General features: G+C 39.6%; 11 protein-coding genes, 3 pseudogenes and 1 riboswitch. Of the genes and pseudogenes, 9 read left to right on the top strand and 5 right to left on the bottom strand.

Going from position 1 to position 15284, the window contains the following annotated elements; translation table 11 throughout:
• The first annotated feature begins 491 nt into the window (after positions 1 to 491).
• From KA717_28890 to KA717_28870, 5 genes and pseudogenes are all read left to right on the top strand, one after another.
• Positions 492 to 1829: pseudogene (locus tag KA717_28890) on the top strand (IS5 family transposase).
• 207 nt (positions 1830 to 2036) lie between these two features.
• Positions 2037 to 2945 carry a protein rep gene (locus tag KA717_28885; protein UXE59725.1) on the top strand — a complete coding sequence of 303 codons (909 nt, stop codon included), beginning with the start codon at positions 2037 to 2039 and terminating at the stop codon, positions 2943 to 2945.
• Between the two features lie 252 nt (positions 2946 to 3197).
• Positions 3198 to 3515: a hypothetical protein gene (locus KA717_28880; GenBank protein ID UXE59724.1), complete on the top strand. Its 318-nt coding sequence runs from the start codon at positions 3198 to 3200 to the stop codon at positions 3513 to 3515.
• A 3-nt stretch (positions 3516 to 3518) separates the two neighbouring features.
• Positions 3519 to 4370, top strand: coding sequence for a KilA-N domain-containing protein (locus KA717_28875; GenBank protein UXE59723.1), 852 nt, complete (start codon positions 3519 to 3521; stop codon positions 4368 to 4370).
• 74 nt (positions 4371 to 4444) lie between these two features.
• Complete coding sequence (locus KA717_28870; GenBank protein UXE59722.1) at positions 4445 to 4903, top strand: hypothetical protein; 459 nt, start codon at positions 4445 to 4447, stop codon at positions 4901 to 4903.
• Between the two features lie 272 nt (positions 4904 to 5175).
• On the opposite strand, the pseudogene KA717_28865 reads toward KA717_28870, so the two are convergent.
• From KA717_28865 to KA717_28845, 5 genes and pseudogenes are all read right to left on the bottom strand, one after another.
• Positions 5176 to 6512, bottom strand: a pseudogene (locus tag KA717_28865) (IS5 family transposase).
• 1133 nt (positions 6513 to 7645) lie between these two features.
• A pseudogene (locus tag KA717_28860) lies at positions 7646 to 7972 on the bottom strand (helix-turn-helix domain-containing protein).
• A 144-nt stretch (positions 7973 to 8116) separates the two neighbouring features.
• On the bottom strand, positions 8117 to 10309 hold the full coding sequence (locus KA717_28855; protein UXE59721.1) for a phosphoketolase: 2193 nt from the start codon (positions 10307 to 10309) through the stop codon (positions 8117 to 8119).
• Between the two features lie 146 nt (positions 10310 to 10455).
• Positions 10456 to 11274 carry an HpsJ family protein gene (locus KA717_28850; GenBank protein UXE59720.1) on the bottom strand — a complete coding sequence of 273 codons (819 nt, stop codon included), beginning with the start codon at positions 11272 to 11274 and terminating at the stop codon, positions 10456 to 10458.
• Positions 11275 to 11487: 213 nt separating this feature from the next.
• The gene (locus tag KA717_28845; protein UXE59719.1) at positions 11488 to 12156 is read right to left on the bottom strand and encodes a hypothetical protein; all 669 of its coding nucleotides are present in this window, start codon (positions 12154 to 12156) and stop codon (positions 11488 to 11490) included.
• Between the two features lie 129 nt (positions 12157 to 12285).
• Positions 12286 to 12415, top strand: a riboswitch (guanidine-I (ykkC/yxkD leader).
• Between the two features lie 68 nt (positions 12416 to 12483).
• Between KA717_28845 and KA717_28840 the strand changes: the two genes are divergently transcribed.
• The 4 genes from KA717_28840 to hypB all read left to right on the top strand — a co-directional run bounded on the left by KA717_28840 (position 12484) and on the right by hypB (position 15235).
• On the top strand, positions 12484 to 13662 hold the full coding sequence (locus tag KA717_28840; GenBank protein UXE64806.1) for an agmatinase family protein: 1179 nt from the start codon (positions 12484 to 12486) through the stop codon (positions 13660 to 13662).
• A 55-nt stretch (positions 13663 to 13717) separates the two neighbouring features.
• Positions 13718 to 14083 (top strand): hypothetical protein, encoded by a 366-nt coding sequence (locus tag KA717_28835; GenBank protein UXE59718.1) that lies wholly within the window; start codon positions 13718 to 13720, stop codon positions 14081 to 14083.
• A gap of 6 nt (positions 14084 to 14089) precedes the next feature.
• On the top strand, positions 14090 to 14446 hold the full coding sequence (gene hypA, locus KA717_28830) for a hydrogenase maturation nickel metallochaperone HypA (protein ID UXE59717.1): 357 nt from the start codon (positions 14090 to 14092) through the stop codon (positions 14444 to 14446).
• Positions 14447 to 14545: 99 nt separating this feature from the next.
• Positions 14546 to 15235 carry a hydrogenase nickel incorporation protein HypB gene (gene hypB / locus KA717_28825; GenBank protein ID UXE59716.1) on the top strand — a complete coding sequence of 230 codons (690 nt, stop codon included), beginning with the start codon at positions 14546 to 14548 and terminating at the stop codon, positions 15233 to 15235.
• The last annotated feature ends 49 nt before the right edge of the window (positions 15236 to 15284 follow it).

Here is a 15284-nt window from a genome sequence, read left to right as displayed (position 1 = left end):
ATAAAAAATCAAAAAGGAGATGACTAGGAAGTGTAATTAGTCACAGCAATAAGTGGGGCTTAATTCTCATTAAGCCCCAAAAATACTAGAATCATTAAGGGATAACGTTGATCGAGGTTTTGCCCGTATCCCCTGCACTTCAAAATAATTAATCTCAAATAGCAAAAAACTCCAGTATCCTAGAAGGTATCTTACGCCAACCAAATACTCGGAGTTTTTGCGCCTGACCAACTCAATATCGGTCAAAAATCTAATGTTCCCATTGTATCTTTTATTCATCAAGATGGATATACATTCTTAGAATCCCTCTCTGAAAAAGATAAGCCTTGGGATAAGCATCGGAAAAATGCCGACATCATCTCTAATTAGGGCTTGCTGAAAAAAGCTGAAACCTTTACGGAGAAAAATAGTAGGCGAATTAAGAACCGCTAGAATGCACGAAAATAGGGTAGAATGCCTCAAAACCATTGCATTAAGAAGAGAGAAAGCAGATGTACCGAAAGCAACAGTACTCAATTGAAACACCAGAAAACTTGAAAAATCTGTTCGGCGGGCAGTTAGACGAAGAAAATCGTTGGATAGAAATGTCAAAAATGATTCCCTGGGAAGAATATGAGGAAGAATATGCAAAAAACTTCACAGAAAAAAAAGGAGCCCCAGCCAAATCATTTAGAATGGCATTAGGAGCATTAATTATCAAAGAAATTTCAGGAAAAAGTGACAGAGAAACAGTAGAACAAATAAAAGAGAACCCTTATTTACAGTACTTTATAGGAATGGAAAGCTATAGTAGCAAAGAAGCATTTAATGCGTCAATGATGGTTCATTTTCGTAAAAAAATAGGAATGGAATTAATAAATAAAATTAATAAAGAAATAGAAAAAAAAGCGACGGGTGTAGCGTCAGAAAAAAAAGAAAATGAAGGAAAGTTATTGTTAGATGCGACTTGTACACCAGCAGATATAAAATATCCAACGGATATAGGAATATTGAATGATGCCAGAGAAAAAACAGAAAAAATAATAGATAAGCTGTATGAAGAAATAAAAGAGAAAAGGAAAGAAAAGCCGAGGACTTATAGGGAAGTGGCAAGAAAAGAGTACTTAGCCATAGCAAAAAAACGTCGTGTGTCAAAAAAAGAAAGAAGAAAAGGAACAAAAAAACAACTAGGATATATAAAAAGAAACTTGTCTGATATAGAAAAAATGATAGAAGAGGGAGCAAAGTTAGAAAAACTAACGAAAAAAGAGCAAGAAGAGCTTGTAACGATAGGAAAAGTGTATGAGCAACAGTTAGAAATGTATGAAAAAAAGACAAATAAAGTAGAAAACAGAATTGTGAGTGTAAGCCAACCTCACGTGCGTCCAATAGTGCGTGGAAAAGCGGGAAAAGCAGTAGAGTTTGGAGCTAAAATATCGGCAAGTAATGTGAATGGCTTTGTCTTCTTAGACAAATTAAGTTGGGATAATTACAACGAATCGGGAGATTTACAAGCGCGAATAGAAGAATATAAAAGGGAAACAGGATGTTATCCGGAATCGGTTCATGTGGATAAAATCTATCGAACAAAAGCGAATCGAGCTTATTGTAAAGAAAGGGATATAAGAATGAGTGGTCCCCGATTGGGAAGACCGCCGAAAGAGGTGAGCAAAGAAAAAAAGAAAGAGGCACGCTCAGATGAAAGAGTGCGTAATGCCATTGAGGGTAAATTCGGACAGGGAAAGAGGAAATTTAGTCTTGGTCGAGTGATGGCCAAACTACCTGAGACCTCGGAAACGGTAATTGCGATGAACTTTTTGGTAATGAATCTTTCTACTCTACTTCAGAAGACAAAAAGTAAAAAGTTGTAGAGTCGTTTTTCTTGTGAAAAATGGTGTTAATTTTCCTCTCTTTTGTGAGGAGTGATTTGTGTTGACCTTTTTAGACAGAAAGGAACAATAGATTAAACAAAATCTGTATTTTGATTTGTTTCCATAAGGATAAGTTATCTATGCTTTTTCAGTCCATACTTCCCTAACCCACATTTCTTTCGTTTTTTGACTTTTTCAGCAAGCCCTAATTATTACAAGCAAGGGGGAATGGATTCTCACGCCGAGAGGGTTTCCCTTTGCTCTCAATTACTAGAATTCAAACTGGTTCCCGATAATAAGACAGGTCAACAGAGGTTAAAGTTGGCTTCTGCTAAATTCTGTCGGGTTCGCCATTGTCCGATCTGTCAGTGGAGACGATCGCTCCGTTGGAAGGCAAAAGCCTACGAGAATCTACCAAAGGTAGTTACTGATTATCCTGATGGGCGTTGGATTTTTCTGACGTTGACCATGAAAAATTGTGAGTTGACCGATTTAAGAGAGACATTGCATCATCTTAATCAGTCTTTTAGACGGTTAACCCAGTTGAAGGCATTCCCTGGGATAGGTTGGATAAAGTCGGTTGAGATTACAAGGGGACGCGATGGGCAATCAGCACATCCTCATCTCCATTGTCTAATCCTGTTGAAGGATAGCTATTACAAGGAAGATTATCTATCCAAGACTGATTGGATCGCTTTATGGAAGCAATGCCTTCGAGTTGATTATTCTCCAATTCTGGACGTAAAAGCTGTTCAGGCTGAAAGTTCACCAGTGGGGTTGATTGCGGAAATCTTAAAGTACCAGTGCAAGGAAAGTGACCTTGTGGCTGATTGTGATTGGTTTTTGGAGTATGTTAAACAGGTACATGGTACAAGAGCAGTCGGGGTTGGCGGTGTTCTTCGGGACTATTTCAGAGAATTAGAAGAGGAGCCAGAGGATTTAATTGGCCATGATGAGGAATCAACGGAAGAGACTGAAGGCCCGTCTCTCTATTTTCGATGGAATAGGAAAATCAAAAAATATGTCATGGTTACGGCGACCGCGATAGGGATTGTCTGTAAGATTCCCGAAAAGGGATATGACGACACCACCTAACACCACTAAAACATGACTCTTTCTATACTCTAAACGGCTAAAAAATGGACTTATAAAAAAGGACTAAAATCCATTGCTAATAAGGCTTTTAGCCATTTTGAAAAAGTTAAGTTCTAACCCGTTCAGAGTATAACACTGGCTTTATCCATGTATTTCATGGATAATTTTTGCTATACTTTACCATGTATTACATGACATTTTCCATTACTTATGATAATGATGGTGTAACATAGTCAATATAGGAGAAAGAAAATGCCTAGAGGTGGTAAGCGTGTTGGCGCAGGAGGAAAGTTTAAGTGGAATCACGGGAAAACAAGAGTTATCAGGGTTCCCGATTCACTCGCTAATGATATTTTGGAGTTCGCTAGGCGATTAGACGCAAGCGACTATGATTGTGTTACAGAGACAAAAATCATTGATTTGTCAGGGGTGTCAGTTTTCACAAAGAATGGCAAGTCCTGTATATTTCTCAGTGATCTACTATTTTTGGGTTATGAGATTAAGCCAGATAAATTAACGGAAAGAATTATCTCTGAAGCTTATAAAGACCAGTTAATCAAAGGAATTTAGAGTATGAACACTAGAATTAAGACTATAGAGCGCAAAATTGAGGGAATTGCCATATATCAGCGAGAAACAGATGGATATGTCAATGCAACCCAGATATGTAAGGCACATCTGGAGATAACGGGAGAGAGAAAAGATACGTCCAATTGGCTACAAACAAAAATGGCACAGTCCGCCATCAATAAGCTTTCTCTCGTTACAGGAATTCCTGTAACGGAATTAATAGAGGTAAAGCAAGGTGGCAAATATCAGGGGACATGGATACATCCCCGTCTTGCTGTTCGTTTTACGATGTGGGTCAACGATGATTTTTCTTTGTTCGTAGAAGACTGGATTCATTCTTGGTTGGGTTCTGGCTATACTCCTGCTCAGATGGAAGCAGATATAGACAGGATTGCTATGCGTGATAAATTGAAAAATTCTAGCAGGACAGCACTGACAGATCAGGTAAAGTCGTTTTTAGAGGCATCCAACCAATACAACCCACGTTCTAAAGAAACAGGGATATTCTTTGGACGAGTCCACAACGAAGTCAATCTTGTTCTTACAGGAGAGAAGGCTTCTGACATGAGGCAAAGGCTGGAGTCTTCTTTAGGTAAGCCTGTTAGTGAAAATGAATTACTTCGTGATTATTTTCCTATTACTGATTTGGCTGATTATGCTGCGATTTGTCAGACAGCAGCAAACAACATAGAAAACGGGATGCACCCCATAAACGCCATAAAAATGGCCGCCAAGCAAGTTTTGCCTCCGAACCATGTTCCAAATCCAATTGACTTTACTGAAAAAATAAGTTTTGCAAGGTATCGCTTAGAGCAAGCTAGACGAGGACGGTTCTATCTTGAAGATGAAAAATAATAAATAATCAAGTAATACATGGATAGTGCTATCCTTTCGGTAATCAATCCTCTGACTTTCATGTATTACTCGGTATGACCCGCATTCGTGGTGACAACGGTAAATTTATTCAAAAGTCTAATGAGCTTCGTCCTGTCAGAAGCATTCGGGCGACAGATTCAACATGGGAAATGCTAGGAAATATAGCCGACAAACAGCGTATTACAAGGGCAGATTTGATTGAACATTTTGCATTAAACCATGTATTACATGAGAGTTTGGAAAAAGAAAACGAGAAACTGAAAGACGAGATGGCAGTATTGCGACTTCAGCTATCGGACATGGAGGGTAAGACTTCTTTCTCTAATCATGGAAATCCTCAACAACTAGATATGTTTTCAGGTATTAAGCAACTTGATCGTGATCTGCTACATCAGCTTCGAGATCGGGTTCTTGGGATGAAGATTTTGTCGGTTGGGGAACAATCCAAGTATTACAAGGAGACCGTAAAGGTGCTTAATAAGTTTATTAGCCTCCTGTTGAAAGAACTCTAGCCTTTTGCCATGTCTCTTTGATGCGGATCGAGACCTGTTTAAGTAGGGCTTGCTGAAAAAGTCAAAAAACGAAAGAAATGTGGGTTAGGGAAGTATGGACTGAAAAAGCATAGATAACTTATCCTTATGGAAACAAATCAAAATACAGATTTTGTTTAATCTATTGTTCCTTTCTGTCTAAAAAGGTCAACACAAATCACTCCTCACAAAAGAGAGGAAAATTAACACCATTTTTCACAAGAAAAACGACTCTACAACTTTTTACTTTTTGTCTTCTGAAGTAGAGTAGAAAGATTCATTACCAAAAAGTTCATCGCAATTACCGTTTCCGAGGTCTCAGGTAGTTTGGCCATCACTCGACCAAGACTAAATTTCCTCTTTCCCTGTCCGAATTTACCCTCAATGGCATTACGCACTCTTTCATCTGAGCGTGCCTCTTTCTTTTTTTCTTTGCTCACCTCTTTCGGCGGTCTTCCCAATCGGGGACCACTCATTCTTATATCCCTTTCTTTACAATAAGCTCGATTCGCTTTTGTTCGATAGATTTTATCCACATGAACCGATTCCGGATAACATCCTGTTTCCCTTTTATATTCTTCTATTCGCGCTTGTAAATCTCCCGATTCGTTGTAATTATCCCAACTTAATTTGTCTAAGAAGACAAAGCCATTCACATTACTTGCCGATATTTTAGCTCCAAACTCTACTGCTTTTCCCGCTTTTCCACGCACTATTGGACGCACGTGAGGTTGGCTTACACTCACGATTCTGTTTTCTACTTTATTTGTCTTTTTTTCATACATTTCTAACTGTTGCTCATACACTTTTCCTATCGTTACAAGCTCTTCTTGCTCTTTTTTCGTTAGTTTTTCTAACTTTGCTCCCTCTTCTATCATTTTTTCTATATGAGACAAGTTTCTTTTTATATATCCTAGTTGTTTTTTTGTTCCTTTTCTTCTTTCTTTTTTTGACACACGACGTTTTTTTTCTATGGCTAAGTACTCTTTTCTTGCCACTTCCCTATAAGTCCTCGGCTTTTCTTTCCTTTTCTCTTTTATTTCTTCATATCGCTTATCTATTATTTTTTCTGTTTTTTCTCTGGCATCATTCAATATTCCTATATCCGTTGGATATTTTATATCTGCTGGTGTACAAGTCGCATCTAACAGTAACTTTCCTTCATTTTCTTTTTTTCCTGACGCTACACCCGTCGCTTTTTTTCTATTTCTTTATTAATTTTATTTATTAATTCCATTCCTATTTTTTTACGAAAATGAACCATCATTGACGCATTAAATGCTTCTTTGCTACTATAGCTTTCCATTCCTATAAAGTACTGTAAATAAGGGTTCTCTTTTATTTGTTCTACTGTTTCTCTGTCACTTTTTCCTGAAATTTCTTTGATAATTAATGCTCCTAATGCCATTCTAAATGATTTGGCTGGGGCTCCTTTTTTTTCTGTGAAGTTTTTTGCATATTCTTCCTCATATTCTTCCCAAAGAATCATTTTTGACATTTCTATCCAACGATTTTCTTCGTCTAACTGCCCGCCGAACAGATTTTTCAAGTTTTCTGGTGTTTCAATTGAGTACTGTTGCTTTCGGTACATCTGCTTTCTCTCTTCTTAATGCAATGGTTTTGAGGCATTCTACCCTATTTTCGTGCATTCTAGCGGTTCTTAATTCGCCTACTATTTTTCTCCGTAAAGGTTTCAGCTTTTTTCAGCAAGCCCTATGTAGTTCGTTTCTCGTAGTCAAGGGAGTGTTGTAGTGAAGTCCTAGACCTTCAAAAGTCTATTCTGGTAGTCGCCAAGCTCTGTACTTCCCCCGATATGTCGGTTGGAAAACTCATTCAGGAATCTGCGATAATCAGGACAATACGCTCTGGTGGAGACCAACGTAGGAACCGACATAGAGCCTCCATAGTCTGTAGCCACTCGGCAGGAGGCTTGTCAATATTTGCTTCTTTACCGCCAAATTTACACCGCATTTGGCGGCCTTTAGCGCGTCAGCGCGACTAGATAAAATGAGGGAGAAATATCCAGAAATATTCCCCGAAGTAATGGAGAAAGGCTATAAATTACAAGGTTTGGTTAACTCAAAGCGTCAGAAGCTGACAACAAAACGAATAAAATTAAAGAGCAATAAAGAAGCCTATCAAATTTCGACTTTGTGATGCCGTATATGAGTGAAAGGGTGGAATTGGCAGAAAAAGCCCTTTATTATCCTAAACACGCTAGTCCAAAACTATGCACTTTCAGTGCAAGGCTTTAGCTGCTACACATTTCTAAGGTTAGATATGGCTCGAATTAGAATTTTAGATAAAATGAAGCTGAAGTTGTTCAGTAAGCTATACTTCACACGGCTATAATTTAAGCCTTTATCGTACTCCCCATTATTATAGTTACGAACAATGTAAGTTATGACCGTGCAAAGTATAATAACGAAGCTAAGATATGGGACTTTCAGTCCCCATCAAACCTATGCACTTTCAGTGTATAGTGGTTTAGTCCATGCAATATTTTCACGGCAATTTAACATCGGCGAGACTAACGGTTCGTTCTCTTGCTTTGTTGTGGAATTTTCGTCCTTATTGTCGTAAAACTCGTCTTCAGAGGCAGGGACAACTTTCTCCCTTTGAGAGTCTCAATGGTTTTCGTTACCATGAGCATTGGCTACGGAATCTCTTGATTGCGGCTTCTCTTAACGGTCGTCGTCCCCTTCTTTCTCCTAGACACAAACTTCTGCGGAACTAGCCTCATTTATTGTTGCTGGTGGATTTAGCTCAAAGTATTCCTCAATTGTTTTTTGATGCTTTTTTAACTCACTTTCAGGGCGATTAAATTTTATTTCTTTTAGTTTATCATATGTCACCTTCTTGATAATCTCGGATGTATTTTGTCACCGTATTTGCCGAAATTCCTGCTAATTTGGCAATTTTTTGATCGGATAATTTCTGACTTTTTAGTCATAGAACTTCCATCTTTAGCTGTACTCTGGGATGCAGGTGGTTAAATCTCCAGTATGACAAAAGTTTTTTGTCTTCGTCGGTAAATTCTAACTTAATAATTTTCAGCCCTTTGAATCATTTTTCCTATTTTAGTCATAGTATCTCTTCTTTTTAAAATTCACAACCTATGACCGTGTTTAGTATAGTTAGGGGACAAATATTTAGAATAGGGAGAAAAATCATCAATCTCCCATTTTGCTAACTTTAACCTAACAATTGCAAAGCGCGATCGCCTAAAGCCTGAGCCGTTAAACCGTTGTAACCCATCAATTGACCAGCACTGGCAGTAGTTTCACCTCGCTTCCAAGCAAAGACATCACGGGGAGCCGTAGAACGCAATAATAACGGTTCTAACATGGCACTGGTTCCGCCACTTACCCCAATTAAGGCATCACCACCAAAGAGATTTTCAAAACCAGCATTATCTAAGAAATGAGTATCACTTTCTGAGCAAGATTCCGCCAAAACATCGTGAGGACGATAGAGACAACGAGGATTAATAATTGAGACAACTTTAACACCAAATCCCTGGGTTTCTAAACGGGTAGCAGCTTCAAAAACGGGGATTAAAGTCATATCACCAATGACCCCAAAAACCACTTTTTTCTTACCTTCGCTGTTGTGTAAGACTACACCGCCATTTTGTAAGGCTTCACGGGTTTGTGCAAAGGTGGTGTAAATCGGTAAAGGAGATTTACTAGCGGTAATGGTAATGCCTTTATTTTTCGTTTGTAAAGCCCATTGATAACAGATTTGAATACTATTGGCATCACAGGGAAAAAGCGGGAAAATATTGCCATTTCGCATCATAGCGGCAAAATAATTTTCAATCTCAGGTCGTTGATGTGTCCAACCATTACGCCCTTGCTCTAAGGCTCCGGCGGTAAATAGGGTAATCGTTGAAGGGGTAGGACGACGTAATTCAGCCATCGCTTGAGTTACGGTTTGCCAAATGGGAAGACCATTAATTGCAAAAGATTCGTAGGAACACCACAAAGTCCTGGCTCCAAACAGAGCTAATCCGACCGCTAATCCTGCACAGGCATCTTCACTTAACGGTTCATAAACTTGACCCTTTGGCCCTTGAAAATAGGTATCATCAACTGTGGGATGGACAATTTTTAAACCCACATTAATATTATTAATGGCAGAAGCGGCGTTACCATCGGCATTTGTTACCACAAAATTGGGGTCATTTTTGCCCACATGAACCACTAATTCACCCATCGCGGTTGTGGCGACTTTTTTATCGCCTTTTACGGCAAATTCTGTTAAAGGTAATGTGCTTAACTCAGGTAAAGGTAATTCTTTTTCGGTGACAACAATTTGGGATGCAGGGCCACCCGCCGATCGCTCAAAGTTGGTACGAACTAATTGCCAAGCTTCAGGAGATAAAGCTCGTTCTTTTAAGGCAGAAATAATGTAATCCTTTTCTAAATTATCGCCTGGGTATAAATTATGGGATTGCGCTCCTCGTTTATGAACTCCCGCCCCTTTTAATTGTTTAACAATTAAGACCGTTAATTTACCACCTAATGCAGATTTGGCGGCTTTGTCGGTGGCTTCTAAAATCGCCTGGGTAAATTCGAGACGTTTTGCAAAAGAAAACTTAGTACTATCAACATAATCCCCTACTTGATTCGCATCGTCATAGTCTTTGGCATTCACAAAAATAATTTCTTCAAAACCATTTCCTCGCCAATAATTGATCATTTCTTCATTAGATTTAGTCGAAACCATGCTGTGATGTTCCTGACTGTAACCATTCCAAACTAAGATAGGCAAAAAGTTAGTAATTTCGGGATAGGCTGTATGGAAATGCCCAAAACTACTCATGATATAAGGCTCCCCTAAACCGCCATCGCCAATGGTGACAGGAAAGAGTACGCCTGGGTGTAATTTTGCTCCCGCCATGGCAAAGTGTTGACCCTGACCTAACGGCCCCGCCGGTGCTAATAAACCCGGAATTTGTCCCGATAAATGTCCTAAAAGACCGTGCATTTCCCGAAAGCGATCGCCCATTTCTTTGACGGTTTTAATGCCCATAGCTTCCAGGGAGCGATCCAGAAACATATTGCTGTAGAAGCCTGGGGCATGATGTCCAACCTCTGTCACCGTATTTTTGTAGCCCAACATCACCAAGGCTGCGATCGCGTCGGCAATACTGGCAAAACCGCCTGGGTGTCCCGATTCCTTACTAGCTGTAGTTTGCAGCGTTAAATACCGTAGAGCATCGGCAGCTAATAAGGTTTGATAAACGGCTTGGGGATCGCTGGCAGAAGTGATGGCTTTTTGGTTAACGGCGATCGCTGGTTCTTGTCCAAAACGGTCGAAATCGGACAAATTGGGGGCAAAATACTGGATTCCTTGGCAAAATTCAGGGGTAGCAACGGTCATAAAGGCTGTAATTCCTAGTCAATGAGGATTATTGATCAATATTAACGTTTCATGGGAAAGTGACAAAAAAGTATTTTATCTACTTCAATCATAGATTTTATTCAATGAAAATAGATATAGGCGCGATCAATCTCATCTGTAACAGGTTACTTAAAAGCTTTGCCTATTTTGAGCCAAATAATGATAGAAGTCAAACTAGTAATTATTATACCAATAATGCTTTTGACGCTACTTTTCCATGTATTTATAGATTGCTGTTTTTGAGTTTGAGCTGCTTCTTGCGTAATTTTGGTTTTGGCATCGGCTATATTGGTTTTAATGATTTTTTGAAGTTCGGGAGCCGGTAAGTTTAAGACTTCTGGAGGAAAATTGAGAGCTTTAGCAAAAGATCTTACTTGATCAGGATTATCTCCTTGGGCAAGACTTGTTTCCAACTGAGAAACCTGTTTAAGAGCGTTATTCTTTTGTGTGCTTATTTGTCCATTAAAAAATGATAGCAATCGATGAGTATCCAATAGAACGAGGGGAATCATCAGCAACAAAGCGATCGCCATTATTAATATAAACCAACGAATAAACCTTAGAAAAAAGAGTTCTACAGAACGAATATCCCCTTGATTTTCCTGGAAGTAACGAGTAAAAATAAATCCTAAACCAATCAAAAAAGCCCAGATTTGCTCAACAAAAGTACTGATAGTCTTGAGTTCCCAATCAGGGTTTTGCAGTTGGAGGGGAAAAAGAACAGAGACAAAATCCACGAATGACATCGCAACAATAGCGTAGCCAACAATGGGTAATATGCCAATTAAATGACGTTCCTTGTTATTCCCAAGGGCCATGTTTAGACTAACTCGACCGAACAAAAAGCTAAAATTCGTTGACAAATTTGAGAAGAAGAGATTAATCTTCCTTTTAATTTTTTTCATGTTCATTGTATGAGTAACAACCCGAAATAGTGTTTGCAAAAAAAGATGCCCAACGAAAAAAGGTAAGTCTTAGTATCAGGACTTACACAAACATAATATTACAAAGTATCGATTCGCTCTATTTTCTTTCATTTTTAAAGTTTAAGTACCAGTGACAACTCCATTACCAGTACTTAAGCTCTATTACCTTAGAGGCTTCTGATCACAAATATCAGCAGTTCTGTACCTGCCGCTACATATGTCTGTGGCTACTTAGGATTTCTGACTTTTCTTTAGCGCAAGAAAACGTTTTCCTCCGGCTACTAAACCAAAGCCAATGATACTCAGGGGCAAGACCGCATCACTCGTTTCCCAAGGAACTGCCGTAACATCTATCCCAAAAGTGTTGCGAACAGTGCTACCCGAAAAGGTCGCTCCACCATCAGTCGTCACACGATAGGCTCCAAAGGTAGCGATACCACTAGGCGTGTTGTTCGTTCCATCACTAGATCCCCTCCAGGTAAAACTTCCTGTACTAGCGGATAAATATAACCAATATCGGGTGTTTGCCAGAAATGTAAAGCTAGTAGTCGGCGTAAAGTTATAATTAACGATTGGTGTTCCCTGGCCAACTGGGTTCGTGAAATTTGCCACTACTTTTGTACTAGGATTGAGTGCACCACCTTGACGAATGGTTAGAACTGGCGTATCCGCTGGAGAATTACCACCTAAACGCAAAGTGACAAAATTAAGGAAATAATTAGTGTTACCGGCGGGAATGGTAAAGGAAACCGCAGTATTCCCAGTAGTATCTATTGTCGTATTACGAACGTCATTGGTTTGAGGGAAGTTATCAATGAGACTAATTGCATGGCTCGGAGCCGCTATACTCCCTAAGGTAAGAGTGGTGAGAGCACCTAACAAAAGAATTTGAGACTTCATACTGTTGGAAAATTTGCTAGAGAGAATATGCTTAAGAAGTAATGCTTTTTTGAGGATTATAGCATGGAAAATACGTAGCGACTTGTCGTCTATGATACTGTTTTTTTCACGAAAATCGTTTACTTTCAGGAGAATTGCATCTAGGGTTCCGATTTAAGCTAAAGTCTTAAATGACAGGTCCGAGAGAAGCAGGCTAGTCTTGTTTTTAAAGTATTTCTGATCCAAGCTGGCTACACGGCGGGATAAAAGCCCGGGAGACTTTGATAATCACTGTTTTGATGCGGTGTTGTTGAAGGCTCCTGGGTTGTTGTATTTTGAGGTAAAATGATGTCCGAGCAATCTGCTTTTCAACCCCCTCATTTAACTGAGGCTCAACAGGCATTAGAAAAAGAACGCCATTTACCCCTGACTGGTTGGCAACAGGAAGTTTCCCAGGGGTTAACCTACGGTCTCGAAGCGGCTGACAGTATCCGCGATCGCAGTATCCCGACATTTTCCAGGGGCGAATTACCCCACTATGCAGGGATTAATACCTTTATGAAGGCTCCCTATTTGGAAGATGTGCGGAATGTGGGCAATTATGATGTGGCGATCGTGGGTGTTCCCCATGATTCAGGGACAACTTACCGACCTGGAACCCGTTTTGGCCCCCAGGGAATTCGTCGTATTTCCGCTCTTTATACACCCTACAATTTTGAATTAGGAGTGGATTTACGGGAGCAAATTACCCTCTGTGATGTGGGCGATATTTTCACCATTCCGGCTAATAACGAAAAGTCCTTTGATCAAATCTCAAAAGGCGTTGCCCATGTCTTTAGTTCGGGCGCATTTCCGATTATTTTAGGGGGTGATCATTCCATCGGTTTTCCCACCGTGCGCGGTATTTGTCGGCATTTAGGGGATAAAAAAGTCGGTATTATTCACTTCGATCGCCATGTGGATACCCAGGAAACAGACTTAGATGAACGGATGCACACTTGTCCCTGGTTTCATGCCACAAATATGAAAAATGCTCCTGCCAAAAATTTAGTGCAATTGGGGATTGGGGGTTGGCAAGTTCCCCGTCAAGGCGTTAAAGTTTGCCGCGAGCGAGCAACCAATATTTTGACCGTCACCGATATTGTAGAACAGGGCATTGATGCGGCCGCCGATTTCGCCTTAGAACGGGCTTTAGATGGTACGGATTGCGTTTGGATTAGCTTCGATATTGATTGCATTGATGCGGGTTTTGTCCCTGGGACAGGCTGGCCAGAACCAGGTGGTTTGTTACCCCGTGAAGCGTTGGCTTTATTAGGAAAAATTATCCAAAAAGCTCCTATTTGTGGCATGGAAGTGGTGGAAGTTTCTCCTCCCTATGATATTAGCGATATGACTTCTTTAATGGCCACTCGTGTGATCTGTGATGCAATGGCTCATTTGGTTATTTCAGGGCAATTACCGCGCAAAGAAAAGCCTTATTATATTCATCCTGAAGCCAATATGGCCGTTGATGAACCTTGGATTTAACTAGACCTTATATTTATGAAAATATATAGGTAAAAATCAATGTAGGAGTGAAATTATGGCTAAAGGATTTGGCTTTCAAGCCAACAAAACTCTTGGGTATGCACTGGTCATTCTTCCCCAAGTCAATGGTTATGTATCCAAAACTGTTATTGATGACGGAGTAGAGGATGAATACATTGACATTACCAATGTATTGGAAATAGCACGACTTTGGAAAACAAAAAAACAAGCTGAAAAAGCTGTTGGTCAGTATCTAGGATATTTACTTAAAGAGTATGACAAAGGAAACCTCCCTGAAATGAAAGTGATTATTCGCGCAATTTCCAAGGATAAAAATGGAACTTTGCAAGAAAAAGAAGTAGATGTACTCAAGATTACAGTTACTGATGTTGATCCCAGAACTCAGATGAATCAAAAGTAAAAATTCATGCACGAAACTGATATGACCAAAGCGTTAATTATGACAGTTAGAGATTGGTATGATAGCCAACCCGAAAAGCCCAGAATTGAGAAAATTCATCTGATGGTCGGTGAATTTACCTGTGTCGAACCTGTCAGTTTACAATTTGCCTTTGAAGTCCAAACCTCAAACACTTTTCTTGCAGGCGTTGAATTAGTGATTAAAGATATTCCCCTAATTGCCTATTGTCATTCCTGCAAACAAGACTATAAACCCCAAATTGGTTTGCAATATTCCTGTCCAACCTGCCGATCGCCAATGGAGGATATTCGCTCAGGTCGGGAATTAAAAATTGATCACATTGAATATTCCTTAATTTCTTAAACAGAGTTGGGCGATCGCAATTCATTCTCAGAGTTAGGCGAACGCAATTCGCCCCTACCAGTCTAATTATCAATTATCCACTATCAATTATCAATTAAAATGCACCAAACCTTTGACGCAGTATTGGAAATGAATCTTCTCCATGCCAATCAAGCAGGAGCTGATCACAACCGCGAACATTTTGATGAGTGGGGCATTACTTGTTTAAACCTGATGAGTAGTCCTGGCGCAGGCAAAACTGTCCTCTTAGAAAAAACCCTTGCAGCTTTAAAAAATCAATTAAAAATGGCCGTCATTGAAGGGGATATGACGACTGAACTGGATGCTGATCGCCTAAGACAATATGACGTTCCTGTGATTGCCATTAATACGGGGCGTTCCTGTCACTTAGATTCCAAAATGGTAGCAGGGGGAATCCATCGTTTAAAAGAAAATTACAACCCCAAAGAATTTGATTTAGTGTTTGTGGAAAATGTGGGTAACTTAGTTTGTCCAGCCGAATTTGAAGTAGGAGAACACGCCAAAGTCGCTCTGTTAAGCATTACCGAAGGAGAAGATAAACCGCTTAAATATCCGATTATGTTTCAAGAAGCCGATTGCTTGATTATTACCAAATTAGATTTAGCTCCTTATTTAGAGATTAATTTAAAACGTTTAGAAGCAAATGTTCGTTCCATGAATCCTGATGTAACTATTATTCCCCTTTCCGCTAAAACAGGGGAAGGCTTAGAAGCCTGGTTAAATTGGGTAAAAAGCCAAGTCAACGCCCCGATATTATTGAATTGTTAATCAGTAACAGTTTTAAAATTTTATTCCTGTTTTATTATTAGCTATTCCC

The sequence above is a fragment of the Woronichinia naegeliana WA131 genome (assembly GCA_025370055.1).
Taxonomy (GTDB): Bacteria; Cyanobacteriota; Cyanobacteriia; order Cyanobacteriales; family Microcystaceae; genus Woronichinia; species Woronichinia naegeliana.
Note: the sequence above shows the minus strand (reverse complement) of the source record. Positions and strands in the feature narration are given on the sequence as shown.

Coding starts and splice junctions, on each gene's coding strand:
- KA717_28875 (UXE59723.1), top strand. CDS start 3,519: ATGAACACTAGAATTAAGACTATAGAGCGCAAAATTGAGGGAATTGCC.
- hypB (UXE59716.1), top strand. CDS start 14,546: ATGCACCAAACCTTTGACGCAGTATTGGAAATGAATCTTCTCCATGCC.
- KA717_28835 (UXE59718.1), top strand. CDS start 13,718: ATGGCTAAAGGATTTGGCTTTCAAGCCAACAAAACTCTTGGGTATGCA.
- KA717_28870 (UXE59722.1), top strand. CDS start 4,445: ATGACCCGCATTCGTGGTGACAACGGTAAATTTATTCAAAAGTCTAAT.
- KA717_28845 (UXE59719.1), bottom strand. CDS start 12,156: ATGAAGTCTCAAATTCTTTTGTTAGGTGCTCTCACCACTCTTACCTTA.
- KA717_28855 (UXE59721.1), bottom strand. CDS start 10,309: ATGACCGTTGCTACCCCTGAATTTTGCCAAGGAATCCAGTATTTTGCC.
- KA717_28840 (UXE64806.1), top strand. CDS start 12,484: ATGTCCGAGCAATCTGCTTTTCAACCCCCTCATTTAACTGAGGCTCAA.
- hypA (UXE59717.1), top strand. CDS start 14,090: ATGCACGAAACTGATATGACCAAAGCGTTAATTATGACAGTTAGAGAT.
- KA717_28880 (UXE59724.1), top strand. CDS start 3,198: ATGCCTAGAGGTGGTAAGCGTGTTGGCGCAGGAGGAAAGTTTAAGTGG.